This is a genomic window from Pseudomonas rosaeacicularis, from assembly GCF_057128745.1.
In genome coordinates this window covers 1-25,026 of record NZ_JBSKHT010000029.1, presented here as the reverse complement: position 1 = coordinate 25,026, position 25,026 = coordinate 1, and the positions used below count along the sequence as shown (strand labels likewise).

21 protein-coding genes and 2 pseudogenes are annotated in these 25,026 nt (G+C 59.4%); 6 read left to right on the top strand and 17 right to left on the bottom strand.

Annotated features, from left to right (window positions below; translation table 11 throughout):
* Nucleotides 1–291, top strand: a pseudogene (locus tag ACWKWM_RS27650) (saccharopine dehydrogenase); the annotation flags it as partial.
* A 282-nt stretch (nt 292–573) separates the two neighbouring features.
* Here the strand turns inward: ACWKWM_RS27650 and ACWKWM_RS27645 are convergent.
* From ACWKWM_RS27645 to ACWKWM_RS27605, 9 genes are all read right to left on the bottom strand, one after another.
* Nucleotides 574–1,407 (bottom strand): hypothetical protein, encoded by an 834-nt coding sequence (locus ACWKWM_RS27645; RefSeq protein ID WP_483849151.1) that lies wholly within the window; start codon nt 1,405–1,407, stop codon nt 574–576.
* Nucleotides 1,407–3,185, bottom strand: coding sequence for a hypothetical protein (locus tag ACWKWM_RS27640; RefSeq protein ID WP_483849150.1), 1,779 nt, complete (start codon nt 3,183–3,185; stop codon nt 1,407–1,409). The genes ACWKWM_RS27645 and ACWKWM_RS27640 overlap by 1 nt, the downstream gene beginning before the upstream one ends.
* 21 nt (nt 3,186–3,206) lie before the next feature.
* On the bottom strand, nt 3,207–4,715 hold the full coding sequence (locus ACWKWM_RS27635; RefSeq protein ID WP_483849149.1) for an OmpA family protein: 1,509 nt from the start codon (nt 4,713–4,715) through the stop codon (nt 3,207–3,209).
* Nucleotides 4,716–5,148: 433 nt separating this feature from the next.
* A complete protein-coding gene (locus tag ACWKWM_RS27630; RefSeq protein WP_483849148.1) occupies nt 5,149–5,856 on the bottom strand; it encodes a nucleoside/nucleotide kinase family protein in 708 nt (235 codons plus the stop codon).
* 6 nt (nt 5,857–5,862) lie between these two features.
* On the bottom strand, nt 5,863–6,651 hold the full coding sequence (locus ACWKWM_RS27625) for a hypothetical protein (protein WP_483849147.1): 789 nt from the start codon (nt 6,649–6,651) through the stop codon (nt 5,863–5,865).
* Nucleotides 6,652–6,835: 184 nt separating this feature from the next.
* Complete coding sequence (locus ACWKWM_RS27620; RefSeq protein ID WP_483849146.1) at nt 6,836–7,531, bottom strand: tRNA (adenine(22)-N(1))-methyltransferase; 696 nt, start codon at nt 7,529–7,531, stop codon at nt 6,836–6,838.
* A 44-nt stretch (nt 7,532–7,575) separates the two neighbouring features.
* A complete protein-coding gene (locus ACWKWM_RS27615) occupies nt 7,576–7,932 on the bottom strand; it encodes a hypothetical protein (protein ID WP_483849145.1) in 357 nt (118 codons plus the stop codon).
* A gap of 180 nt (nt 7,933–8,112) precedes the next feature.
* Nucleotides 8,113–8,802 carry a TerC family protein gene (locus ACWKWM_RS27610; RefSeq protein WP_483849144.1) on the bottom strand — a complete coding sequence of 230 codons (690 nt, stop codon included), beginning with the start codon at nt 8,800–8,802 and terminating at the stop codon, nt 8,113–8,115.
* Nucleotides 8,803–9,288: 486 nt separating this feature from the next.
* A complete protein-coding gene (locus ACWKWM_RS27605; RefSeq protein ID WP_483849153.1) occupies nt 9,289–10,164 on the bottom strand; it encodes a LysR family transcriptional regulator in 876 nt (291 codons plus the stop codon).
* 130 nt (nt 10,165–10,294) lie between these two features.
* Here ACWKWM_RS27605 and ACWKWM_RS27600 point away from each other — a divergent pair, with 130 nt between their 5' ends.
* From ACWKWM_RS27600 to ACWKWM_RS27585, 4 genes and pseudogenes are all read left to right on the top strand, one after another.
* On the top strand, nt 10,295–10,816 hold the full coding sequence (locus ACWKWM_RS27600; protein ID WP_483849143.1) for a GlcG/HbpS family heme-binding protein: 522 nt from the start codon (nt 10,295–10,297) through the stop codon (nt 10,814–10,816).
* Nucleotides 10,817–10,895: 79 nt separating this feature from the next.
* On the top strand, nt 10,896–11,744 hold the full coding sequence (locus tag ACWKWM_RS27595; protein ID WP_483849142.1) for an aldo/keto reductase: 849 nt from the start codon (nt 10,896–10,898) through the stop codon (nt 11,742–11,744).
* A 134-nt stretch (nt 11,745–11,878) separates the two neighbouring features.
* A pseudogene (locus ACWKWM_RS27590) lies at nt 11,879–12,973 on the top strand (HAMP domain-containing protein); the annotation flags it as partial.
* Between the two features lie 15 nt (nt 12,974–12,988).
* Nucleotides 12,989–13,828, top strand: coding sequence for a methyl-accepting chemotaxis protein (locus ACWKWM_RS27585; RefSeq protein WP_483849152.1), 840 nt, complete (start codon nt 12,989–12,991; stop codon nt 13,826–13,828).
* 773 nt (nt 13,829–14,601) lie between these two features.
* Here the strand turns inward: ACWKWM_RS27585 and ACWKWM_RS27580 are convergent.
* The 7 genes from ACWKWM_RS27580 to ACWKWM_RS27550 form a co-directional block, all read right to left on the bottom strand.
* Nucleotides 14,602–15,663 carry an ABC transporter ATP-binding protein gene (locus ACWKWM_RS27580; RefSeq protein WP_483849141.1) on the bottom strand — a complete coding sequence of 354 codons (1,062 nt, stop codon included), beginning with the start codon at nt 15,661–15,663 and terminating at the stop codon, nt 14,602–14,604.
* A complete protein-coding gene (locus tag ACWKWM_RS27575; protein ID WP_483849140.1) occupies nt 15,660–16,694 on the bottom strand; it encodes an ABC transporter ATP-binding protein in 1,035 nt (344 codons plus the stop codon). The genes ACWKWM_RS27580 and ACWKWM_RS27575 overlap by 4 nt, the downstream gene beginning before the upstream one ends.
* Nucleotides 16,691–17,578: an ABC transporter permease gene (locus tag ACWKWM_RS27570; protein ID WP_483849139.1), complete on the bottom strand. Its 888-nt coding sequence runs from the start codon at nt 17,576–17,578 to the stop codon at nt 16,691–16,693. Before ACWKWM_RS27570 ends, ACWKWM_RS27575 begins: the two co-directional genes overlap by 4 nt.
* Nucleotides 17,579–17,591: 13 nt before the next feature.
* Nucleotides 17,592–18,542: an ABC transporter permease gene (locus ACWKWM_RS27565; RefSeq protein WP_483849138.1), complete on the bottom strand. Its 951-nt coding sequence runs from the start codon at nt 18,540–18,542 to the stop codon at nt 17,592–17,594.
* A 61-nt stretch (nt 18,543–18,603) separates the two neighbouring features.
* A complete protein-coding gene (locus ACWKWM_RS27560) occupies nt 18,604–20,280 on the bottom strand; it encodes a peptide ABC transporter substrate-binding protein (RefSeq protein ID WP_483849137.1) in 1,677 nt (558 codons plus the stop codon).
* 108 nt (nt 20,281–20,388) lie between these two features.
* Nucleotides 20,389–21,723, bottom strand: coding sequence for an NAD(P)/FAD-dependent oxidoreductase (locus tag ACWKWM_RS27555; protein WP_483849136.1), 1,335 nt, complete (start codon nt 21,721–21,723; stop codon nt 20,389–20,391).
* Complete coding sequence (locus tag ACWKWM_RS27550) at nt 21,723–22,421, bottom strand: SDR family NAD(P)-dependent oxidoreductase (protein WP_483849135.1); 699 nt, start codon at nt 22,419–22,421, stop codon at nt 21,723–21,725. Before ACWKWM_RS27550 ends, ACWKWM_RS27555 begins: the two co-directional genes overlap by 1 nt.
* Before the next feature lie 188 nt (nt 22,422–22,609).
* Here ACWKWM_RS27550 and ACWKWM_RS27545 point away from each other — a divergent pair, with 188 nt between their 5' ends.
* Nucleotides 22,610–23,428 (top strand): IclR family transcriptional regulator, encoded by an 819-nt coding sequence (locus ACWKWM_RS27545; protein WP_483849134.1) that lies wholly within the window; start codon nt 22,610–22,612, stop codon nt 23,426–23,428.
* A gap of 11 nt (nt 23,429–23,439) precedes the next feature.
* On the opposite strand, the gene ACWKWM_RS27540 is transcribed toward ACWKWM_RS27545, so the two are convergent.
* Entirely contained in the window at nt 23,440–24,741 is a 1,302-nt protein-coding gene (locus tag ACWKWM_RS27540) for an NAD(P)/FAD-dependent oxidoreductase (RefSeq protein ID WP_483849133.1), read from the bottom strand.
* Nucleotides 24,742–25,026: the final 285 nt, after the last annotated feature.

Here is a 25,026-nt window from a genome sequence, read left to right as displayed (position 1 = left end):
TGCATCGGAGATCTGGTCAAAGGCACCAAAGACGGCCAGCCGCGCGAGATGTTCATCTACAACGTCGCCGACCACGAACAGGCGTTCGCCGAGACTGACAGCCAGGGCATCTCCTACACCGCAGGCGTGCCGCCAGTCGCCGCTGCCCTGCTGGTCGCCCGAGGCGAATGGGACGTGCAGCGCATGGTCAACGTCGAGCAACTGCCGGCCGAGTCGTTCTTGCGGGCGCTTGACCTGATGGGCCTGCCGACGCGGATAAAGGACGAGCAAGGCGATCGAGCCTGGCAGTAAGGTCCTGAAAAAGAGGTGCGCCTGACCTTGGCGCACCTCGATTCACCCTCCCCCCAAACATCTCCCCCTGTAAGAGCGCGCTTGCCCGCGATGGCATCCGTCCTGCCACTGACGCCGTCACAGACCCACCTCAATCGCGGGTAAGCGCGCTCCTACAATAGCTTGTAATGTCCACAAACCGTGTAGGAGCCGCCGAAGGCTGCGATAAGGACTGCATAAAACGTGATCGCATGCTGAAAAGTGCAGTGAGACGGCGACACGAATGCCGACACCTCACCGGGTTCACTCAACCACAGCCGTCAGCTCCGGTGTACCGAACCCTTTCAGCTGAGCATTGGACTTCTCGAAATACGTCGACCAGAAATGCTCAAGACTCTGAATCATCTTGCCAGAGCGGTAGCCGTTCTTGGTTTCGGTAGGTACAAAAGCCGCTCCTAGCACGTAGACACGGGCCCCACCAAAATTGGCCAGCAGCTTCTGTTTCTCTACCTTATTCATTTCGACTGCCGCATCAATCTCACGGATATGGTTGGCCGAATAGAAACTGGCGAAATCGCTGTATTCGAGCATGTCAGACATCAACAGGATCACATTGTCGGTGACACCCGTGGCCTTCTGCAGGTCTTCACCGACAGCTTTCATGCTGAACAGGATTTCACTGCGCGGGATATCCGCCCGTGATTTGCCCATGGCGTCGGCGAACGCTTTGCCGAAGCGTTGGAACATCACGGTCGGTTGGCCTTTGAGACAACCATCAAGCTTGCGGGCCGCCATCATCGGGACGCTGCCAATGATGTCTTCGTTCAATGGTGTTTCCAGTTCACCTGCGAAGGCAAGACTGGTGTAACGGCCCTCCAGATAGGCGCTGAAGCTGTAAAGACGCAACTGGTCCCCGGGCTTGATAAAGCGCTTGATGTGACCCCAGGCAGTTTTCTGCAGATCCAGCGTCAGTGGTGTGGTCTGATCGATCACCACCGTCAGCATGCGTCCGGATGGGGGTGAGCGAAATTCGCCGATCTTCGCGGCGTCGTAACAGCTGGGGACGTCATTGCGTTGGGCCGCCATCAACAAAGTCGGCAGGACGAGCAGCCCTGCAACAAGCACACGCCACCCCATTAGCCCACCTGCTTTTCAAGCATTTGCAGCTTGCGAGCACGCAGCAACTGCGCAATGTCGGCGCCCACCCGCTCGGCAACAAAATCCAAGTCTTCCACTTCATAATCGGTGAGGTCGCCCCATGCATGATGGTTGAAGCGGGTTGCTGAAGGTGTGACCAACGCGACAGGAGAGACTGCTGCAACCGAAACCAGGACTTGCGCAGGCTCTGGCTCAGCGGCGACTGACTCAGACACCAGGTCGGCTTTTGCCGACACCATCGGCGACGGTATTTGAACGGGCGCTGGGTGTAGAGAACTCGCCGGTACTGGGCCAAAGAACTCGCGCAATGAATCAAACTGCTTTTTCAGCTCACCCAGATTCTGGTCGTCAGAGCTGATGCGCGACAGCGTCGGAGACGCCTCTTCGATGATTCTACGTGCCAGTGCGTTGTCCCCGGCGTCAACCGCCGCACGCGCCTTGGTCACGGTGCCGTTGACGTAATCGCGGATGAATGCCGACGTGTTATCACCCACTGCTTTCACGCGCTCATGCTGAACGTAGTTTTCGAACGTGCGCGCCAGCTTGCGGTTTTCCGTATTGCCATGATCGTTGCCGGAAACGTGAAACTCGCTGGACATCATCCCCTGCAACGTTCCCAGAGACTGCTGTGCATCCACCGCAATTGAGCGGGCCTTGCTTTGGTGATAACGCATGAACTCATCGGCGTTGGCAAAGCGATGTGTCAGTTCCCATGCCTTGCGAGAGTGTGTCCCCGCAAACCCGAAGATCAGCGCCATATAGGTACTGGTCGCCTGGATGAAGATAAACAGGCCGCTGAGGACCGCGAAGGTCACCAGGGACGCACGGTGCAAGGCGTCAATCTGGTCCTGAGCGCTTTTGCCGTTGGCTTCTGTAGTCAACGCCGCCATGTCGCCCGTAATGGGGAAGTCGTCGGCGGACTGAGTAGCTGCGGGTGGGTTGGCGACCAGTTGCGACTCTTGTGCGTTGAGGGTTTCAGTACGCACCCAGAACGCGGCGACAGCCAGACCGACAATGAAAATGGCATAGGCAATCAGAATGCCAAAGCGCTTGGCTGGCTTGGCGCCGTTTTTCGGCACCTTCACTCTGTTGAGCATTTGCTGATATTCAGGACGGTGGTCATCGACGTTCGTGTTATCGATCATCACGATGTCCTTGCGGACCATATCGCCTTCTTCCCCAGCCCGACGCATAGAGCCGAAGGACAGAATGTGGGTCACGACGCTATTCATGTAAAGCGCGCGGCCACTGAACTCGGACAACGCCAGGCCAATAATGGAGATCACCAGACCAATGCCGAAGGCGCCTGCCAGTGCAGTGTCCGGCGTGGCGAGTGTCAAAGCGAAGGGGGCCAGTGCATAGCCAAACGCCGTGGCCTCAATCAGCATCAAGGTGATAACCAATGCCCAGATACCGACGGACTTTTCCTTGCGTCCATCTTCGTTGATCTTCGCCAGGTAGTCCTGGCACTTGCGAAAGAAGCCAGGGTCCTTGTCATGATCCTTGTAGTAATGGTTATAAGCGCCGCAGAGCTGATTTTCCGATCCCAGAAAACCGGTTTTCTCGTCTTGCAGGCCTGGGTGTCTGACCCAGTAGCGCAGACGTCCCAACAGCGGCGTGTGCATGCGCACTTTCATGAGCCAGTAGCGAACGTTCTCCCAATAAACAATGATCGGGATCAACAGGAACAGTAGAGCGACAACCGGCACGACGATGTACCAGTAAGCGAGCAGAAACGCCTGGGTGGCTGAAAACATTGCGATATCCTTTCTTCGTGTTTAGCGGCGAACCGGCTGGAATGGCGTGACGTATGCCTGGCCATGCTTGGGGTAAAACATCTCACCGGCATCGGCGACACCGGTACGTTTGTCGAAAACGATGTCCATGCAGGAAACTGGCGCCTTGCTCTGGTCCACTGCAAACACGCGGTACAAAATCTTGTCCTCGCCTTCGTAGGTGTTGGCCACACCCTGGAATTTCTCGGTTTCTTTTTTGTTGGCGGTCTTGTATTGCGCGATGAACTGCATGAACGGCTGTTGAACGACTTTGGCACCGTCTTTGATGATCGCGACCGGACCGACGAGGGCCACGTTGCCGTTGAGGACGTTACCCCAAGGCCGACCATTCATCCCGGGCAGATAATCATTGGTAGCGATGCTGGACAGTGGCGTATCAGTAGCCAGATTTTTCACCTCGCCGGTCAGGCGCGGCATGTCTGTGAGGCAGGAACTGACAGGCGCGGAAGCGTAAGCCGGGGAAATGAAATCAAAACCTGATGATTTGGGCTTGATACTCTGTGCAAGCACCGATCGGGTGCTGGTCGCAGGATCCCCGCCGAAATCAATCAAACCGTCACCATTCAAGGCAATGCCGTCGTTCAATGCAGTGGCTGAATCTGCGGTCTGCGGCAGTTGCTTCTGAGCCTTGGACATGGCCTTGACAGCAGGTTTGCTCGCACCTTTGTTGCTGGAGTCGGACTCCGCCCGGGTGCCCTGGGCAAGATATTTGGGATTGTTGCGCTCTGAACGCACGCGTTCGACCAGCAGCTGCTGGCTGTCGACCTCGGTCATTTCTACACGGCGGTTTGCGGCGCGGCCGGCGTCTGACGAGTTGTCTGCCAGAGGGCGCGAAGACCCGGCGCCCTGGTAATAGATATCGCTCGCGGCAATCCCTGCCTCTGCCAAAATCTGGCCGACCGCTCGAGCACGCTGCTCTGACAGTCGCTGATTCAATTCAGCCGAGCCAGTTGAATCGGTGTGGCCTACAACCAAGGTTTTTCGGGCGGAACCGGGCTTTTGGCCCTTCTGATTTTCAGCAAGGGCGGCGGCAATTTTGCGCATTTTGCGCTGGCCATCGTCAGTAAGTTGCTCCGAGCCCACCGGAAACATTTCACCCACTTGCAGCTGTGCTTCCAGGCCCACGGTGGCGACCTGTGCGGAGTTACCTTTAGCCGCTGGCGTTGACGCCTGAAGCTCGCGTACCTGCATGGCCAGGCCCTCTTCACGGGCAACTTCTTGCAGTCGCTTGACCCTGACCTGATAAAGCACGGTTGCGCCACAGCCAATCGCGGCACCGGCCACCGCGCCAGCGCCGACACTTTTGCCTAGCGCCGCCGCGAGACCGGCGCCAATCACCGCCCCCGCAACTCCGCCAGCGGCGCAGGCCGTAGTACCGCTGGAACTTCCGAGTTGATTATCAAGGGTGGCGCAGCCGGAAAGTCCCATAGACACCGCTAAAGCGATAGCAGTCGGACGCAGGAACTTGCTGCCTGGCATAGATATTTGCATTTGCTTCCCTAGAGCCACCAAGACGGGGCTTGAAAAAATCCATTGTGGGCGTGGCGCCCATCTTTACTGCGTCAAGTGGCGACAGCGCGAATGAGTTCGCGTAGCGGGTTTAAAGACCCGCGGGACGAGAAGCAAACCGCTGTTGCAGAGATGCGCGGGCAGATTCTGACCGCAGCGCCAAGCGTTGTCATGGCTTTTTGACGCCATCCACATCTTTTGGTTGGATCGGTGAGCTCAGTAACGGCATGGGGCCTTGGCGCACCTCGATTCACCCTCCTCCCCCAAATCACCCCAGTAGGAGCGCGCTTGCCCGCGATTGCATCTGTCCTGCCACGGATGCATTCACAGACCCACCGCCATCGCGGGCAAGCGCGCTCCTACACAATGTCAGCCGGCAGAAAGCTCACTCCTACAGAGGGTTGTGGTGTTCGGCTCACTTCGTTGTTTTATAACAATCCATCACCGCAGCGACCGCTTCGCGAGCTTGCTCAAGCACTTGCTCGAGCGGCTGGGTTGAATCGATGTCGACGATCGGGGCGCCGTTGAAAGACAACGTCGGTACGATGCCGATCTTCTTTGCGAGCGATTCATAACGGTGGTCAGGCTTGCGGGCAAAGGCTGTTTCAAGATCTACATTAAGTCGCAGCACCACATCAGGGCGCACGGCAGTCATTTTTTTGTACAGCCAGAACTCCAGACGCATCAGCCCCTTTGCAAAAAAATCTGACAAGAATCGATTGGTCAGATGCGGGCCGTCCATCTCCCCCGGCACAACAATTTGCGGGTACCGATCAGTCAGGATCGCGTGACCGAATGCACGATAGATCGACATTCTGGTGAAGCGCACCACGCGTCTCATGGAGGCGATAAACATCACCAGCGCGACCGGGCCGGAGATGCCCTTCTGCCGGGCAGATGCTCCGACTTTGGTGATACGGCTATCGACTTTCTGGCCGAACGCATGTTTACGCATTGCCCTGCGCAAATTGCCAGTCTGCTTGCCAAGGTGGCACAAGGTGGTCGGGCGATAGCCCAACATAAACTTCAACACCTCTTCACTGACCGTGGACTTGCCACTGCCATCGGAGCCGACGATTGCAACGATCGGAGCCTTTCGCCCCGGTACTCTGCTGAACTGCATAGGTTCTTATAGGCCTCTTTGAGTCATTGCCAACGCCCGTATCCGGGTAGATATCTCAGCGGGAAACTTGAACAGCTCTTCTTCATACACCAGCTTGTTCTGAATTTTTTTCACGACAAGATCATCGTGCATCTTGCCCATAAGGCCATTGATGGTCGCCAGAAAAAGCGACATCGCGTCATATTCAGGCGATTTCGACAGCGCACGCCGTGTATCACTGAGGGCGATGCGGCGACTGATGATTTTGCGTAAATCGTGAAACTGTCTGGCAGTCAGCAGTGCATCTTCGCCAGAAGTTTCGGCCAAATGCTGATTCTCGACCGCGATGTAACGCTCAAAGCTCTCAAGTGTTGAAAGCCTCGCCGTCACCAGCGTGTTGTGCAACTTGAAAAAATAACCATCGCGCAAACGGAACCACAATTTGATGCCGAGCCAAAGCGTGCGTCTTCTCTGCCCGTTCTTGAATGCGTCCTGAAAACGCCCCATCAGCCGAGTGATGGAATCCAGGCATTCGGGGTACTGATGCTGTTCGCTGTAGTTGGCGCAAGCAAAGCGCATCTTCTTGAAGCGCGCGCGCATAAATTTGAACTGGATGGTTTGCTCCGCGGTAGCCGAGCCCTTGGCTGCAATGGCGGCGATGAGTTTGCGCGTTGCAGGTATGTCCACCCCCGTCACCAGAAGCTGCCAGGCCAGGCGATAACAACCGGCCAGTTCCTCGGCTGTCAGTGCGGGTGCCGGACCACTTGGCGCCGGAGCCTGGAGATTGACGACATCGTCGTCCAGGATGTTCTGCATCAATGTCTCAAGCTGAGCTTGGGTCGCGGATGGAGATTCAAGGGAAAAATCAGAGCTCGGCATTCAGCACCTAAGTAAAGTAATCCGGTATCTATTCCGCAGCGTAATGGGCAGCTCGGATCTCATAAGGCCGCAGGTACAGCGCGCAGATGATACCTGAGAAATCAGACAGTAACGCCCCGACTCAGCCAAGCAACTCGGTGATCCAGCGGGCCTGACGCACAACTTCCTGCACCTTGTCTTCGGGAACGGCGTGCCGCGCATGGGCGAAGTTGCTCAGGGTTTTGTGTTTCTGCTTGAGCATGCGCCGCCACTTTTCAAGAAACGCCGGGCTGCGGGTCTGCATCTGCAACGGGCCGAAGTACAGCTCTTGCGGGGAGTAGGTCACAGCTGCGGCACGCTCGGCGACGATGATTTCGTAAAAAAACAGTTTTTCCCGCAGCAGCTCCTCGCAGTGTATACAGTAGCCATTTTCCATCAGCCATTGCCGTAGGGGTTGCTCGCCACCATTGGGTTGCAGAATCAGCCGCTCGCGCCCGGTCAAGCGCGGCTTGCCCGTTTGGAGAATGTCGCGGATCGTCTCACCGCCCATGCCGCAGATCGTGATCGCCGTCACTGCGTCTTCCGGTTCGATCGCCTCAAGCCCGCTGGCCAGACGCACGATGATCTGCTGTTCCAGACCATTTTCGCGCACGGTGCGCTCGGCCGAGCGAAAGGGCGTCAATGCCACCTCGCCCGCTACCGCGGCGGCAATGACGCCACGGCGCATTAACGCCACTGGCAGGTAGCCGTGATCCGAACCGATATCGGCAAGGCGAGCCCCGACTGGGACATGCGCCGCCACACGCTCCAGGCGCATGGACAATGTGTGTTCGTTCAACCGCAACCTCTTTTCACCACCAACACCCGGAAATCACGCAGCGGCTAGATCGGGGTGACCGATACCAGCTCGAAGTATTTGAACTTCTTCTTTTTGGCCTCGGCCTTGGCTTCCTGCTCAGCCACGAAACTGCTCAGGGTGTTTGCGTCGTAGCTGAACACCTCGACTGCGCCGTCGTACTCTTTGGTGACATGCAATATCACACGCAGCTTGGGTGACAGTGCCTTGGAAATTGGCCGTGGCTTTGCAGTGACAGGTTTTGAAGTGGGTGCCGGCGCGGCGGGCGCTTCGACCACGGGAGCAGGCTTTTCCTCCTGCGCAGGTTCCGTTGCCGGGGTTGGGGTGGGCGCAGGGCCGAAAAGTGCCAGGCGCATTTCTTCTTCAGTGAGGTTTTCAGTCATCGGAGGGGTCCCTTTACAGCTAAGGCGTTTGGTTCTGGCAGCGAGCTTATCAGCCTATGCCTGCGCGCCAGTGAGTAACTTTCACTGGCGAACAAGCGCTTGGTCGAATTAGCCCAAACATCAGATTGCTTTACCACCATTCTCGGCGGGCATTGGTAGCAGGCATGAATCGCTGGATGATCAGTCCGTCACTGCCTGCTGCTGGCGCCGATGTCCCAGCCACCAGCCAACGAGCAACACTAGCACTGCCGCCGCTGCACCGGCTGCCCAATGCAGCCATTCGACCTGTGGCAAATAAGGCTGTAGCGCGACATCACCCGCTGCCATGCCGCCGGCAATCCAGCCGATCAAGGCACCGCCAGCCGGCACCAGCCACGGCAACCGGTCCATGGCAGCGAGCACGAAGCGGCTGCCCAAAATAATGATCGGGATGCTGATCAGCACGCCCGCCGCCACCAGATAAACGTTGCCATCGCCCGCTGCGGCCACGGCGAGGACGTTGTCCAGCGACATCACGACGTCGGCGACAATCACCGTCTTGATCGCAGTCCACAATCGCGTGCCGCCATCGATCTCCCCTTCCCCTTCGTCCTGATTGGCGACCAGCTTGATCCCGATCCACACCAGCAACACCGCACCAATCAACTTCAGATACGGCAAGCCCAACAGATGCACGGCGAAGAACAGCATCACCACGCGCAGCAAAATCGCCCCGAGCATGCCGCCATAGATGGCTTTGGTCTGCAACTCCTTTGGCAGCTTGCGACAGGCCATGGCGATGACTACGGCATTGTCGCCGCCCAGTAGCAGGTCGATGGCAATGATCTGCGCCAGGGCAGTCCAGATGAAGGGGTCGTAAAGCCAGTTCATGTAAAAACCTTTAGCAAACGTATAAGGGGAACATCCCGGTCAGCAGCGACACCCCCCAAAAGGATGAAGCAATTGATCACTGACCGCTTCAGGGTGAAGCGCTGATTCTCGGACGAATGGGGCTTGAGCCTGTCTCCCACCAGACACGTGGACGCAACCGTCGGACTGGGAGGAGCGCGGTTGCGTTACGCAAAGCGACAATGGCGGCAGGTTAACTCATGGACGGCAGACGGCCAAATGTGCGGCCAGGAAAGAATGGAATGCTCGCGCGCCGCAAATCTGCTTCTGCCCGAAGGGCGCAGGAGTTTGGCTTGCCGACGATGGGTTGCGCAGCGGCCCTAAAACCATGCGTCCCGGTTTCAACCGATACACCGCAATCGCAGCCTCGCGCTGCTCGTCAGCTCCTACAGGGGGGCGGTCCGTCGCACATTCTCGCCCAGATACAAATCCCGTGAGAGCCCCATGCTCCGCGTGCAATGCACTCCGTCACGCCTCAACAAATCTTTCGAAATATGCGGCGGCGGCATCGACGAACAACCCGATTTTGCGCGACTGCGCACTGCGCACCGGATGGATCGCATAGAAGGACGCCGGTTCAGGCTCATAGCTATCGAGCACCGTCTCCAGCAGACCGCTTGCGATGTGCGGCGCCACTTCCCACCAGGATTTTTGGGTCAAACCCAGCCCCGCCAGCGCCCAGGTGATGGGCAGCTCAGAGTTGGTCGAGGCCATCGCGCCGTCCATGCGCAAGGTGCGCATCTGTTTCCCGCGACCCAGGCGCCACTCGGCGCTGAAATGCGCCTGGCTGTTGAACACCAGGCAACGATGGTTCTTCAAGTCTTCCGGCGTTTTGGGCGAACCCCGCTCGCGAAGATATGCAGGGCTTGCGACCACCACCCGCCGGGTCGTGAACAGGCAGCGCCCGGTAAACTGGCTATCCACCGCAGGGCCGCCGCGAAACGCAATATCGAAGCCCTCGGCGGCGATGTCACTGAAACGATCATCGACCGTCAAATGGGCACGAATCAGGGGATGGTCGAGGCAGAATTGTCCCACCAGAGGCGCGACATGCTGTCGACCCAGCGGCCCGGGCGCCGTGATTCGCAAGTCGCCGCGGGGGATGCTGCTGCGCGCCATGACCGACGCTTCCAGATCGGCGATTTCGTCGACGATCTGGCTGGCGCGCGCAAGGTACGTGGTCCCGCTTTCAGTCAGTACCTGGCTGCGGGTGGTGCGATTGAGCAGCTTCACGCCCAGACGTTGTTCAAGCCCTTTCACCCGGTCGCTGACTACAGAAGTTGCCATGCCCAGGCGCCTGCCTGCTGCAGAGAATCCTCCTTGGCGAACCACCTCGACAAACATGGCCATGTCGGAGATGTCATGCATAGAAACTGTCCGGAAATATCGTAAAGAGATTTCGATAATAACCGGTTTTTCTATAAGACCGGGTTACGGATACTGACCTTTCACGTTTCGCAAACAGGAAGTCACGATGCAGCCGATGATTAAAGTCGCCCCATTCGCACTGGCCGCCTTGCTGTGCTCCACAGGCGCCATGGCCGCAACCAGCAACCTCATCACCACCCAGAAACTCCCTTGGCGAACCGCAGAAAAGCTGGCAAGCGAAGCGGTACAGATTTGCGCGGCACAAGGGTATTCGGTCACCGCTGCCGTGGTTGATCCCTCGGGTCATGAGCAAGTGGTGATCAAAGGCGACACTGTGCCGCTGCAATCTCTTTCCGTCTCCTACCGCAAGGCCTACACCGCGTTCTCCTACGGTCAGGCATTCAACAAGGACTCCACCAGCGAACTGATTGCCGCAAAACTCGACGGCCCGGCCAACGGCGCATTGAACACGGTGCCTGAAGTGCTGTTCATCCCGGGCGGCGTGACCCTGCGCACAGCCAATCGCCAGGTGATCGGCGGGCTCGGCGTGTCCGGCGCGCCGGGCGGTGACAAGGATGAAGCCTGCGCCGTGCAGGCCGTGAAGAAACTCCAGCCCTCTTTTCAATAGCTCCGCGCGCTGACCGCCACAGGCAACGCTGCACGCTCGAATCTCGCGCATCTCAATAATCCTCATGCTGGAGACCCACATGACCTCAGACACTCACATCCCCTCGATCGACCTGAATGATGGAACCACATTGCCTGCCATCGGGTTTGGCACCTACAAACTCAACGGCTCCCAAGGCGTACAAGCCATGGTGCGAGCCACGGAGTCGGGTTATCGATTGCTCGACAGCGCGGTTAACTACGAAAACGAAGGCGCACTCGGACAAGCCGTTCGGCAGAGCCCGGTAGCGAGAGAGCAACTGCGCATCACCTCCAAGCTGCCCGGCCGACATTATCAATTCGATGACGCGCTGATCACCGTGGAAGAGTCGTTGTATCGCAGCCAGCTTGAGTATTTCGATCTGTACCTGCTGCATTGGCCCAACCCCAGCAAAGGCCAATATGTCGAGGCGTGGAGCGCACTGGTCGAAGCGCGCAAGCGCGGCTGGGTGAAAAGCATCGGCGTGTGCAACTTTCTGCCCGAGCATCTGGAGAACATCATCGCGGCCAGCGGCGTGACCCCTGTGGTCAACCAGATCGAATTGCACCCCTACTTCCCACAGCATGAGCAACTGGCATGGGACCGCGCCCATGGCATCGCCACCCAAGCGTGGAGTCCGTTGGGACGCGCCAATCAACTGCTTCAGGACCCAGTGCTGAAAACCATTGCCCAGCGCGTCGGTAAAAGCATCGTGCAGGTCATTCTGCGCTGGCATCACCAACTCGGCGCCATCCCCCTGCCCAAGGCGACTTCTCCGGAGCGCCAGCACGAGAACCTGGATATCTTCGGCTTCCAATTGTCCAGCGACGACATGGCGGCGATTGCCCGTCTGGCACGTCCGGATGGTCGAAGCTTCGATCAGAATCCTGCGCATTACGAAGAGTTTTAGGCACCAAAAACGGGCACTGGTCATCGCTTTGCGACATTTTGATGTCGGGTGATGACCGGCTGTCTGAAACCATCCATTCGAGGGCATTTAAACGAATGGCCGGGTTAACGCCGCAGAACTTCCGCCGATAGGAGATGCACGCGACCTGCGTAAGACATCGTCTTCTCCAAATAGCCCGTGGATTGTTATCGGCAATGACCAGATCTCTGAAATTCAGCCACAAAATTCTTCTCGCGGCCTCGCTCGTCGTCATCGCGGCGTTTTCGTTGTTCACGTTGTACAACGACTTCCTGCAACGCAACGCCATTCGCAACCAGCTCAAGCAAAGCCTGAGCGCAACCGGAGACAGTACGGCAGGCAATATCCAGAGCTGGCTTTCAGGCCGGATATTACTGGTGGAAAGCCTGGCCGAAAGTCTCGCCACGGCGCCCGGCGCGGACGGACAAACCGTCGCGCTCAAGCAAAAAACCCTGATGTCGACATTCATGAGCGTCTATCTGGGCCAAGGCGACGGCGCCTTTTCGCTGCAACCGCCAGATGAAATGCCGGCCGGCTACGATCCGCGCACTCGCCCCTGGTACAAGGACGCGGTCAGCGCTGGCAAGACAACTCTGACCGAACCGTACATCGATGCGGTGACCAAAGGGCTGATTATCACCATCGCCACCCCGGTGAAAACCGCCGCTGGCCTGCCGGGTGTCGTGGGGGGCGATTTGAGCCTCGATACCCTGGTGAAAATGATCAGCGCGTTGCGTCTGCAGGGTGATGGTTACGCGTTTCTGGTGGACGCCAGCGGTCGAATCCTGGTTCACCCGGACACCTCGGTGGTGATGAAAACCCTGAGCGACGTTTACCCCACTGATACGCCCAAGCTGTCCCAGGACATCAGCGAAAGCACGCTCAACGCCAACACGCAAATCCTGACCTTCGCCCACGTCAATGGCCTGCCTTCGGTGAACTGGTACGTCGGCGTGGCAGTCGACAAAGCCCGCGCTTACGGGATGCTCAGCGAGTTCCGCAACTCTGCCGTGGTGGCGACCGTCATCGCCGTGGTGCTGATCATTTTCCTGCTGGGGATGCTGCTCACCGTGCTGATGCGTCCGTTGAACGTGATGGGCCGGGCCATGCACGACATCGCAGCCGGTGAAGGCGACCTGACTAAACGACTGGAGATCCAGAGCCAGGACGAGTTCGGCTATCTGGGCAAGGGCTTCAACCTGTTCGTGGAGAGGATTCACGAATCGATGCGCGAAGTGGCTTCGTCCACGGTCCAGCTCAACGAGGTCGCGCTGAGGGTCGTGGGTGCGTCCAACGCCTCAATGCTCAATTCTGATCAACAGGCCAACCGCACCAATAGCGTGGCAGCGGCGATCAATGAACTGGGGGCCGCCGCCCAGGAGATTGCGCAAAACGCCGCGCGGGCCTCGGGTCATTCCAGTGATGCGCGCGGGCTGGCGTCGGAAGGTCAGGAAGTGGTCGGGCAGAACATTCTGGCGATGAATCGTCTGTCCACCCGGATCAGTGGCGCCAGCGGGCAGATCGAGTTGCTGGCCACCAAGACCACCAACATCGGGCAGATTCTCGAGGTCATCACCGGCATTTCGCAACAGACCAACTTGTTGGCGCTCAACGCCGCCATTGAAGCAGCGCGGGCCGGCGAGGCAGGTCGGGGGTTTGCGGTGGTCGCCGATGAAGTGCGCAGCCTGGCGCATCGGACGCAGGAATCAGCAAGCCAGGTGCAGCGCATGATTGAGGAGTTGCAGTCTGGCGCCCGTGAAGCGGTGGCGATCATGAACGAGAGCCAGCGCGAGAGCAGTGAAAGTGTGAGCATCGCCAACCGGGCTGGCGCCAGCCTTGAAAGCGTGACTGCGCGCATCGGCGAAATCGACGGCATGAACCAGTCGGTGGCCACCGCGACTGAGGAGCAGACGGCGGTGGTGGAGTCGATCAACGTCGATATCACGCAGATCAACACGCTCAATCAGGAAGGCGTGGACAATCTCCAGGCCACCCTGCGCGCCTGCAACGACCTCGAACAGCAATCGACTCGATTGAAGCAGTTGGTAGGCAGCTTCCGGATCTGACTGAACCCTCCGCGCCCGCAGACCGGGCGCGGCCTCCCTCTTCGCAAGCAAGCTGCGCTCCAACCGCCACGCGGAGCATGGAAGCGATCAACAGATAACGTGTTGGAGCGAAGCTCACCCGCGAAGCTAACGACGCGCAGTGTCAGGTATACCGATGCGCTGACTTCGCGGGCAAGCCTCGCTCCAACAGGTCCACGGGCGCGGCTGAAACCTTTGGCTGATGCAAAACCCGTGGGAGCGGACCTGTCCGCGAAGGCGTCATTTAAATCGCTAGAGATGTGCAGAATCTAACTGCGCTTTCCTGTAGGAGCTGCCGAAGGCTGCGATTGTGGTGCGTCAGGCAGACCGCAATCGCAGCCTTCGGCAGCTCCTACTGACCCCGTGCGCTGTGCCGGAATCTTTGGCTGATACAAAACCCGTGGGAGCGGACCTGTCCGCGAAGGCGTCATTTAAATCGCTAGAGATGTGCAGAATCTAACTGTAGGAGCTGCCGAAGGCTGCGATTGTGGTGCGTCAGGCAGACCGCAACCGCAGCCTTCGGCAGCTCCTACTGACCCCGTGCGCTGTGCCGGAATCTTTGGCTGATGCAAAACTCGTGGGAGCGCACCTGTCCGCGAAGGCGTCATTTAAATCGCTAGAGATGTGCAGAATCTTTGGCTGATACAAAACCCGTGGGAGCGGACCTGTCCGCGAAGGCTATTTTCCGGACGAGGGAGATTTGCCGACTGCACCGGCCCTTTCGCGGACGGGTTGCTCCCCGAACCGCGAAAACCTCATACAGCACTCCCCTGCCGCGCCGTTTCGAACAATGTCTCGCGCTGTTCATCAAGGGGCGAGATCAATGACAAATCATCACGAATACAGGCCGTGCCATGCCCCGACGACACCATCCGTAGCGGCGGCCGTTCCTGACTGCAGGCGGGCAACACATAGGGGCAACGAGTGCGAAACGCACAGCCCGACGGCGGCGAAATAGGGCTCGGGATATCGCCCTGCAAGACGATGCGCTGACGCCGCTGCCCAGGGTCCGGCATGGGGATCGCCGACATCAGTGCTTCGGTGTACGGGTGCCGCGGGTTGCTGAACAGCTCCCGTGTTGGCGCCACTTCCACGATGCCCCCCAGGTACATCACTGCCACTCGGTCCGCGATGTGCCCGACTACCGCAAGGTCATGGGTGACGAACAACATCGTCAGGTTCATTTGCTGGCGAATGCGCGAGAACAGATTGAGCACTTGTGCCTGCACCGACACGTCCAGCGCCGACACCGGCTCATCGGCCATGATGAATTCGGGCTCAAGAGTCAACGCCCGAGCGATGCCGATACGCTGACGCTGCCCCCCGGAAAACTCATGGGGGTAGCGGTCCAGATACTGCGCCGGCAAACCCACTGTTTCCAGCGCCTGTTCGGCTTTCTCTCGCCGCCCCTGGGCGTCCAGTTCCTTGGCGTGAAAGCGCAGCGGCATGCCAAGAATTTCTGCGACAGTCATGCGCGGATTCAGCGAGCCATAGGGGTCCTGAAACACCATCTGCATGCGCTTGCGATAGGGCTTGAGCAGGCGGTCGTTGAACGGGGTGATTTCGGTGTTATCGAACACCACATGCCCATCGGTGGGAGGGTCCAGCATCATCAGGCTGCGACCCAAGGTGCTTTTGCCGGAGCCGCTTTCCCCCACCAGCCCCAGCACTTCACCTCGGGCGATGGACAGGTCCACGCCATCCACCGCTCGCACCAGATTGTCATCTCGCCCCCGGCTGCTGACGAACAGCTTTTTGCGCACCGGGAAATACTTCTTCAGGCCAATGGCCTCGATCAGGGGTGGCTGTTTTTTCACAAGGCACCTCCATGAGCAAGCTGGACAGGCAATTCCTGCCAGCGCACGCAGCGTAATTGATGCCCCGCTTCGACCTCTTCGAGCGCCGGGGCCTGGCTGTCGCAACGGCCAGCGATGCTGAAAGCGCAGCGGGGATGAAACGCGCAACCGCTGGGCGGCGCCGAAGGGTCAGGGACAAAGCCTGGAATCGTGCCTAAGTCCCCCTGTCCCAACCCAGCGTGTTCGAAACGCGGCACCGCAGCCAGCAAACCCTGCGTGTACGGCATACGCGGCGATGACAGCACCTGCGCCACGCTGCCCTGCTCCACGATGCGGCCGGCGTACATCACCATCACCCGGTCGGCAATTTCGGCCACCACACCAAAGTTGTGAGTGATGAACAAAATCGCCATCCCGTTCTTTTTTTGCAGCGTGCGCAACAGATCAAGGATCTGCGCCTGCACCGTGACATCCAGTGCAGTGGTCGGCTCATCGGCGATCAACACGTCAGGCTCCATGGCCAGGGCAATGGCGATCATCACCCGCTGGCGCATGCCGCCGGACAGTTCATGGGGGAAACTCTCCATGCGCTGAGCGGGCTCCGGAATGCCGACCTGCTCCAGCAATGCCAAGGCCTTGACCCGAGCCTGAGATTTGCTCAGGTGTTCGTGAAAACGAATGGCCTCGGCAATCTGATCGCCGACCCGATGTACCGGGTTCAGCGAGGTCAGCGGCTCCTGAAAGATCATCGCCACCCGGTTGCCGCGCACATGGCGCATCTGCTGTTCACTCATCGCCACCAGATCAATGGCGTTACCGCTGCTGTCAGCCACCACCGCGCTGCCTTCGATGCGCGTCTTCGGCGCTTCGGCCAGCAGTTTCATCATCGCCAGACTGGTCACGCTTTTGCCCGAACCGCTCTCGCCCACCAGCGCCAGGGTTTCCCCCGCATGAATGGTAAAGTTGATGTCATGCACCACCGGCACATAGCCGCTGCCCCGGCGAAAGGCGACGCTGAGATGGGCCACGCTGATCTTTTCATCTGCGTTCATTTCAGATCACTCCTGCCGTCCAGCGCGTCGCGCAAGCCGTCGCCGATGAAGTTGAAACTGGTCACTGCCAGCGTGATCGCCAAGCCCGGAATGATCGCCAGCCATGGCGCCTTACCCAGATATTGCTGAGCAGCGTTGAGCATGTTGCCCCAGCTCGGCAGCGGCGGTTGAATGCCGTAACCCAGGAAGCTGATGTAGGCCTCAAGCAATATCGCGTTGGCGATGGTCAGGGTTGCGGCGACGATGATCGGGCCGATGGCGTTGGGCACCAGCTCGCGGAACATGATCCAGCGATTGCTCGCCCCGACCATGCGCGCCGCCAGGGTGAAGTCGCGCTCACGCAGGGAGCGAATTTCCGCCTCGACGATGCGCGAGATTTCCATCCAGCTGGTCACCGCGATGATCAGAGTGATCATGATCGGGCTGGGTTTGATGAACGCCGCCAGTACCAGCACTAGAAAAACACTGGGAAACGACAGAAAGGCATCGACGAAGCGCATCAGGCTCGCGCCGATCCAGCCGCGGTAATAACCGGCGATCACGCCTATCAGGGTGCCGATCACGGTGCTGATGAGCATGGCAAAAAAGCCCACCGTCAACGAAATCCGCCCCGCGTTAAGCAGCCGTGCTGCGGTGTCGCGGCCCAGTGCGTCGGTCCCCAGATAATGGTTGCCGGTCAGTGGCGCCGAGAAGCGGTTGCGGATGTCGATGGCCAGATCGTTGTAGGGCAACAGATATGGCCCAAACACGCAGGCCAGTACCAGCAGCGTGATCATCACCACGCCAAGCACCGCCAATTTGTGGCGCATGAAGCGCTTGAGGGTCGGATTGCTCAACCAGGCCAGATGGCCGGAGGACGGCATATACGTCGCAGTGGAGGTCATGTGCAGTGCTCCTTTAACCAAGTCGGACGCGCGGGTCCGCAACGCCCACCAGCAAATCCGCCAGCAGATTGCCGAGCAGCACCAGAACCGCCGAAAACATCAGAATGCCCATGATCACCGGGTAATCGCTGTAGCCCAGGCTGTCGAGAAACAGTCGGCCCATACCCGGCCAGGTGAACACCGTTTCGGTGACCAGCGCTCCGCCGAGGATGGTCGGAATTTGCAGGCCAGCCAAGGTGATCATTGGCAGCAGTGCGTTGCGAATAACGTGGTGGGTCAGCACGCGCCGATAAGGCAGACCTTTGGCACGGGCAGTGCGCACGAAATCCTGATCGATGACGTCCAGCGTCGCCGAGCGCATGTAGCGGCTCCAGATCGCCACGTTGACCAGTGCCAGCACCGCCACCGGCAGAATCAGGTGAATCGCGTAATCACCCAGTGACTCATCGCCGATGGTGTACATGTTGCCCGCCGGCAGCCAGCCCAGATCAAGAGAAAAGAAAAAGATCGCCACCAGCCCGAACCAGAATGTCGGGATCGACAGCGCCACCATCGCACCGACAGTCGCCAGCGTGTCGAACACCGAATAACGCCGCACCGCACCCAGCACCCCGACCCAGGTGCCGACGATCACCGACAACACCGTGGCGGTTCCCATCAACAGCAGCGTGGCCGGCAAATGACCGGCGATGACGCTGAGCACAGGGCGGCCATCGCGAAACGAATGGCCCCAGTCACCGACGAACAAGCGCGTGAACCACTCGAAATACTGCACCATCAGCGGCCGATTCAGGCCCAGTTGTTCAGCGATGCGGTCAAGCTCTGCCTGGCTCATGCCGGGGTTCATGGAGAATTGCGACATCGGCCCGCCCGGCGCGAGATTGAGCACGATGAAGCCGATCAACGAAACCAGCACCAAAACGATTGCGCTCTGGCCCAGACGATTGAGGATGTATTGGGGCATGGGGCATTTCCTTCTGACAGCTGAGCTACGCCCGGCCAAGGTGCCGGGCGCTGACGGGCGATCAGGTCCAGGACCAGGTGTTCACGTTCCACGGCTCGATGCGCAGGTTGATGTTGCCGGCAAAGCCATTGAGCTTTGATTTGTAGCCGCGCACGTAGGTGTACTGAAACAGCGGCAGGATCGGCAGGTCGTCACGGATCATTTCCTGCACCTTCACGTACACGGCCTTGCGCTGCGCGATGTCTTGCAGCGAAGCGCCCTGGGCGAGCAGTTCGTCAACCTTGCTGTTCTTGTACTGCGTGCTGTTCTGCCCGGCACCGCCTTGAGCATTGATGGAGGTCGAGCCGAAGTAGTCGCGCACGTCCGGGTCTGCGCCGGTCAGGAAATTGTTCCCCACCACCACCGAATCGAATTTGGACTGCGTCCAGTAATCGCCCCACATGACCGCAGGCGGCAAATTGGATATCTTCATCTCGACACCGATGGCCTGCCAGGTCTGCTGAATGAACTGTTGCGCCTGCTCGCGGATCTGGTTGCCAGCAGTCGTGGAGTTGGTGAACGACAACCGCACGCCGCCCTTTTCACGAATCCCGCCAGCGCCTGGTTTCCAGCCCGCCTCGTCGAGAATCTTGTTGGCTTCGTCGATGTTGAAGCTCTGCTTGGGCAGGTTGGGGTTGAAGTACGCCGACTGCTGCGGCATGAACGTTTCCGTGGGCAGCACCAAGCCGTAGTACAGCTCGTCGATGATGGTTTTCTTGTCAATCGCCAGGTACAGCGCCTTGCGCACAGCCGGGTCCTTGAACTGCGGACGCTCCATGTTGAGCGACACCGATTCAACCGTCGCCACTGGCAAAATCACCACTTTGCGGTCGGCCAGGCCCTTGGCTTCTTCGTAGTGATCGGGGGTGATGCCCTGCATGGCGGTGACGTCGATATCGCCGGTCTTGAACTGGGTGTACAGCACGGTCAAATCAGGGATGTACTTGAAGATCACGCTGTCGATCTGAGCTTTCGTGCCGTAGTAATCCGGGTTGGCTTTGAGCTGGATATGGTCGCCCGCCACCCGGGTCGTCCATTTGAACGGCCCGGTGCCAATCGGTGCGTTGTTGAACGGCGCGCTGTTGACGTCGGCTGCGGCGGACAGAACGTGCTTTGGCACCATGAAGGTCCACGACAGGATCGAGGCGTAAGGTGCATAGGACTTCTCCATGCGCCAGTGAATTTCGGTGGGCGAGACCACGGTGATGTCGCGCACCAGATCGTGACCGGCACGTCGGCCGCTGCGGAATTTGGGGTCTACGATCAGCTCGAGGGTGTATTTCACGTCCTCGGCAGTAAAGGGTTTGCCATCGTGCCATTTGACGTCATCGCGCAGCTTGATTTTCCACTGCAACCCATCAGCCGAAATCCCGCCATTGGCCACGGTGGGGACTTCCACGGCCAGGGCCGGGGTGAACTCGCCGGCAGGCGAAATACCGAACAGCGGATCAAAGACATTCCAATGAATACCGTCGTCCACCTCGATGTGCGGCATGTGCGGGTTGAAGACGGTGGGTTCCTGGGACAAGCCGATGATCACCTGCCCGCTGGCCGGGGCCTTCATCGCCGCGAACGACTGACTGGAACGTCCCAGCGGCAGCATCACGCCGGCCGCACCGATGATAGCCATCGCCAACGCCTGGCGGCGAGTGGGATTGAGCAAGCTGTTACCTTTTTCCGAATCATCGCGTTGCGACATGCTGAGCTCCTGTAACAGATAAAGGCAGGTGGCTTGCGCCTGAAGTCGTCGTAAGCGATGAAACCTGGCTCGCTCTAGCGAGCTTCTAGGCTGCTGCGTCCCGTCCTCTCAGAATCCGGAAATGGGCTTGGGCGTCGATCCATCGCTAAAGCGCGACAGACTGAAGGCCTTGATATCGACGATGGGGGTTTCGCCGGTGACCAGATTGGCCATTAATCTTCCTGCTGCAGGTCCGATGCCAAAGCCGTGGCCCGAGAAGCCCGTGGCGATGAAAAACCCTGGTATGGCGTCTACAGGCGAGATCACCGGCACCGCATCGGGCGTGACGTCGATCATTCCGCCCCAGCGCTGGGCAACGCGCACGTTTGCGAACACTGGAAAGGCTTTTGCCAGATTCTCCAGCGCGCGATTGGATTGGCGAATCGAAGGCACCGGATCGAGCACGCGGCGGTATTCGAAGGGGCTCGCCTCATCCAGCGACCAGCGTCGCGGCAGCACCGCTTCCTGAAAGAAACGCTGTCCAAGACGCAGGGACAACGAGGCGCGCTCCTGCTTGAACGCGGGTATGAACTGTCGAGCGTGGCGAAAAGAGTCCGGGACGATGTCCGCGATGTTTTCGTGGCCCGAGGCGACGGTGTAACCGCCGTCCTGACGCTTGCGCACGGCGAAATCGGTGGTCCAGATGGCTGATTGCGGGCCGCCTGCCATCGGCGTGGTGCGGATCACTGAATTGAGCACTTTGAGCTGTGGCAGATGCACGCTCAACGGCGAGCAGAACAGGCTGGACCAGGCCCCGCCGGCCAGCACCACCGAGGAACAGGCGATCGCCCCCCGCTCAGTGATGACGCCGCTGACACGCCCCGCCGATTGCTCGATCCCCCGCACCGCGCATTCGGTCAGGATGTACGCACCTTTGGCCCGCGCCGCTTCGGCGATCGCCGGTGCCGCCTGCTGTGGTTCGGCGCGACCGTCATCGGGCGTGTACAGCGCGCCCTTGACCCGCAGCCGGTTGACCTCGGGCAACAGACTGCCCAATTCGGCGCCGGAGACCATCCGCGCGTTGACCGGATACGCCTCCAGATTGCGCTTCCAGCGTTCGTGCTCTTCGTAGCTTTTTTCATCGGCGCAGGTAAACAGAATCCCTGAGCGGGTGTAGCCGACATCTTTGCCGATGCGCGCGGCCAGGCCATCCCACAAAGTCAGAGCGTGGGCCATCAACGGCAGCTCGCGAGGGTCTCGCCGAGAGATGCGCACCCAGCCCCAGTTGCGGCTCGATTGCTCATGGCCGATGCCGCCTTTTTCACACAGCGCCACTTTCAGGCCGCGTTCGGCCAGTTCCAGTGCCGTCGATGCACCGATGATGCCGCCGCCGATGACCACCACATCAACGCGGTCAGGCAGTTGTTCGTCACCCTGTACGGGTACTACGCGAGGTCCAGGCATCAGTAGCTATCATCCAGTTGGCAATTGATATTCAACTCCGCGACGCTCGCTTCGTTGGGCAGGTCCAGCAAGGTGTTGATCAGTGTGGCCAGGTCGGCCGGTGCGGTCATTTGCGAATCTTCGCGGGTGCTCAGGCTGCGGGCCATGTCGGTGGCGACAAAGCCTGGGCAGATTGCCGTTGCGCGAATCCCCAGGTCCCAACCGCTGTGGCGCAACCCATGAGCCAGACCCAGGGCGGCGAATTTGCTGACCGAGTACAAACTCGAGGCGGCAGATTTGACGCGCTTGCCCGACAGCGACGCCATGATGATCACCCGTCCTCGGCCGCTGACGCTCAAGGCATCCCAGGCTGCGGCGGCCAGTCGGCGTGGCGCTTTGACGTTGACTTCGAGCAACGCGTCCATGTCGGCTTCATCGGCTTCGACCACGGTTTTGCGGATCATCAGGCCGGCGTTGGCGACCACCGCATCAATACGCCCGAAGCGTTCCAGAGCGCCTGCAACCCATCGCACTTCGGCATTGGGATCAGTGGCCTCGTAGGCTACGACCTGAACCGAATCGCCGTCATGCCAGGCCGCCGATGCCGGGGTGCGCATACCCAATGACACGCACCAGCCGTTGCCCACCAGTTGTCTGGCGATGGCCTCACCAATGCCGCGATTGGCACCGGAAATCAGCGCAACTCGTTGTTGCTGCATGGCTGTTCTCCTTCAAGTCAGTCGTTCGGGTACTGGCCGATGGCGTTATAAACGCTCAAGGCCTGGATATTGCAAAGCACATTAGTGACCGCTATCGACCAGAGTCCGGCGACCATCGCTTAGTGCACTGACCCCAAGCTTGGGCTGACCATGGGTCAGCAATCGCCAGTTTCCAGGGAGACGAAAACGTGCCCCAAACCGAATCATCACCAATACGTGCGCCTCGTTGCAGTACCCAAGGCACGCAAATGCTCGACCGATCGTTTGAAATTCTGCAGGCCATTGCCGCGCGCGGCGAATCGGGTGCAAGTATCGAGACCCTTAGCGCCGAGACGCAATTGAGCCGCGCGACCTTGTACCGCCTGCTCAAGGCCATGAAGTCCTATGGATTTGTGCGTCTGCCCCGAGTGCGCGGGCATTATTTTCTCGGCTACGAACTGCTGAGCCTCGGTGCGCAAGCGGGCAATACCGGTGGCTTGCGTGAGCTGGCGCGGCCCGCGTTGATGCGCCTGTCGGAGTCGTTTCAGGACAGTTTCTTTCTGTTCGTGCAAGACGGTTATTACGCGCTGTGCCTGGAAATCCAGGAAGGCGGTAACCCGACCAAAAGCTTCGCCCACTGCGTCGGCTCCCGGGTGTTGAGTGGCGTAGGCCAGGGTTCGTTGGCGCTGCTGAGCCATATGCCGACGGCCAAGCGCAACGAAATAATCAGCCACAATGCCCCGCGACTGCTGCGCGAATACGGTATTGCTGCCATGAAAGTGCGCGAGGCCGTGACTCAGGTTCGCCGTCAGGGTTTCACCTGCGGTCTGAGCGACAAAATTCTTCCGCTCTACACCGGGGTTGCCGTGGCGATTTGCGATAACGAGGGTGCACCGCTGGGCGCACTGAGCAGCGCGCTGCTGAACTCGCGTCTCACTGAGCCCTATCAGCAGCGTCTGGTCGAGGCCATGCAGCGCGAAGCCCAAACCATTGCCGAGCGTTTGAGCCCGCTGTTCGAACGCGCGTGAGACGACGGCATTCAACGGGCGAATCTCACAAAACAAAACGGTGTGGGGTCCACCAGCGGCTGATCGCCGGTGATCAGGTCTGCCATCAAATGCCCCGCACCAGGCCCGATCCCGAAACCGTGCCCGGAAAACCCTGTGGCCAGGTAGAAGCCGGGGATTGAGGCCACTTCGTCCATCACCGGAATGATGTCGGGCGTCACATCGATCAGGCCGGCCCAGCGCTGCTCAATTTTGGCCTGGGCAAATATGGGGAACTGCTGGGCCAGCATCTCCAGCGCCTGATCGAGAAAGGCATCTACGGGTTTGGGATCGTAAATGCGCTGGGTCTCGAACGGTGTCGGCCGGTCGTTGCTCCAACGCGCGGGAGTATTGATTTCCTGCCAGCTCTGGCCGGTGATCCGCAGTCGATACTCCTGATGATGGGCTCTGACCATCGGCAAGAAATCTGGCAAATAGCGAAAGCTGTCCGGTACCAGCGGCGCGATGTTGGCATTGCGCATGGCGAGGGTGTAACCGCCGTCGGCGCGCTTTCTGAATGACACTTTATCGGTCGCCACGGCGCACTCGGGCCCACCCGGTAAAGGTGCTGTGCGCATGACTGAACCGAGTACCCGCAACTGCGGCAAGCGAATACCCAGGTTGCGACAGAACAGGCTGGACCATGCGCCTGCCGCCAGCACTACGCTCTTGCATTTGATTTCGCCCAGTTCCGTGATCACAGAACTGACCCGCCCTGCCTCGGTTTCAAGGCCGCGCGCGGCGCAGCGAGTGAAGAATTTTGCTCCCAGCGCTCGGGCGCCTTCGGCAATGGCTGCAGTGGCGATGTCAGGTTCGGCACGTCCGTCGGTGGCGGTGTACAACGCGCCGGTCCAGGATTGCGGCGCTTTGGTGCCCAGCCGTGCGTCGATCTGCGCGGAGTCGAGCCATTGCGCCTCGATCCCCAGGGGCTTGGTCTGTTCCAGCCAGGTCGCTTTGTCGGCGATGTCCTGTTCCGATTCACAGGCGTAGAGGATACCGGCGCGGGTGAAACCGGTGTCATGCTTGAGCCGGGTTGACCAGCTATCCCAGAGTTTCAGGCTGGCGATCGCCAGTGGAATCTCGGCGATGTCACGGCCCATGGTGCGTACCCACCCCCAGTTGCGGGAGGACTGCTCGTGGGCGATGCCGCTCTTCTCCACCAGCACCACCGAAACCCCGCGTTCGGCCAGAAAGTAGGCCGTACACACCCCGACAATACCGCCGCCGATGATCACCACGTCCGCGCTTTTGGGCAGGGAAAGGTCACTGTCGACTTGCGAGATATGCGGGTACATGGGCGTTCCTGCGTCGGTCGTTACCCAAGGTTTACCCCGTGGACAAAACAGCGGCAAGTCCTGGTACCGCGAACGGCGCCATGCTCTCACATGGTGAGATACAGCCAGCGATGAGGGGCGCATCGGTTGGGCCGTGGACTTCAGGATTCACAAATTCTGTAGGAGCCAACTTGTTGGCGAGGCAGTTTGCGTGGCGTGTCAGATGCGACGCCTCGCGAACAAGTTGTTGTGGCTCAATATTTATGGACCATGATGTAGGAGTTTCAACTTAAGGAAGCATCATGG

Coding starts and splice junctions, on each gene's coding strand:
- ACWKWM_RS27645 (WP_483849151.1), bottom strand. CDS start 1,407: ATGGGGTGGCGTGTGCTTGTTGCAGGGCTGCTCGTCCTGCCGACTTTG.
- ACWKWM_RS27640 (WP_483849150.1), bottom strand. CDS start 3,185: ATGTTTTCAGCCACCCAGGCGTTTCTGCTCGCTTACTGGTACATCGTC.
- ACWKWM_RS27635 (WP_483849149.1), bottom strand. CDS start 4,715: ATGCAAATATCTATGCCAGGCAGCAAGTTCCTGCGTCCGACTGCTATC.
- ACWKWM_RS27630 (WP_483849148.1), bottom strand. CDS start 5,856: ATGCAGTTCAGCAGAGTACCGGGGCGAAAGGCTCCGATCGTTGCAATC.
- ACWKWM_RS27625 (WP_483849147.1), bottom strand. CDS start 6,651: ATGCAGAACATCCTGGACGACGATGTCGTCAATCTCCAGGCTCCGGCG.
- ACWKWM_RS27615 (WP_483849145.1), bottom strand. CDS start 7,932: ATGACTGAAAACCTCACTGAAGAAGAAATGCGCCTGGCACTTTTCGGC.
- ACWKWM_RS27610 (WP_483849144.1), bottom strand. CDS start 8,802: ATGAACTGGCTTTACGACCCCTTCATCTGGACTGCCCTGGCGCAGATC.
- ACWKWM_RS27605 (WP_483849153.1), bottom strand. CDS start 10,164: ATGTTTGTCGAGGTGGTTCGCCAAGGAGGATTCTCTGCAGCAGGCAGG.
- ACWKWM_RS27600 (WP_483849143.1), top strand. CDS start 10,295: ATGCAGCCGATGATTAAAGTCGCCCCATTCGCACTGGCCGCCTTGCTG.
- ACWKWM_RS27595 (WP_483849142.1), top strand. CDS start 10,896: ATGACCTCAGACACTCACATCCCCTCGATCGACCTGAATGATGGAACC.
- ACWKWM_RS27585 (WP_483849152.1), top strand. CDS start 12,989: ATGCGCGAAGTGGCTTCGTCCACGGTCCAGCTCAACGAGGTCGCGCTG.
- ACWKWM_RS27575 (WP_483849140.1), bottom strand. CDS start 16,694: ATGAACGCAGATGAAAAGATCAGCGTGGCCCATCTCAGCGTCGCCTTT.
- ACWKWM_RS27570 (WP_483849139.1), bottom strand. CDS start 17,578: ATGACCTCCACTGCGACGTATATGCCGTCCTCCGGCCATCTGGCCTGG.
- ACWKWM_RS27565 (WP_483849138.1), bottom strand. CDS start 18,542: ATGCCCCAATACATCCTCAATCGTCTGGGCCAGAGCGCAATCGTTTTG.
- ACWKWM_RS27560 (WP_483849137.1), bottom strand. CDS start 20,280: ATGTCGCAACGCGATGATTCGGAAAAAGGTAACAGCTTGCTCAATCCC.
- ACWKWM_RS27555 (WP_483849136.1), bottom strand. CDS start 21,723: ATGCCTGGACCTCGCGTAGTACCCGTACAGGGTGACGAACAACTGCCT.
- ACWKWM_RS27550 (WP_483849135.1), bottom strand. CDS start 22,421: ATGCAGCAACAACGAGTTGCGCTGATTTCCGGTGCCAATCGCGGCATT.
- ACWKWM_RS27540 (WP_483849133.1), bottom strand. CDS start 24,741: ATGTACCCGCATATCTCGCAAGTCGACAGTGACCTTTCCCTGCCCAAA.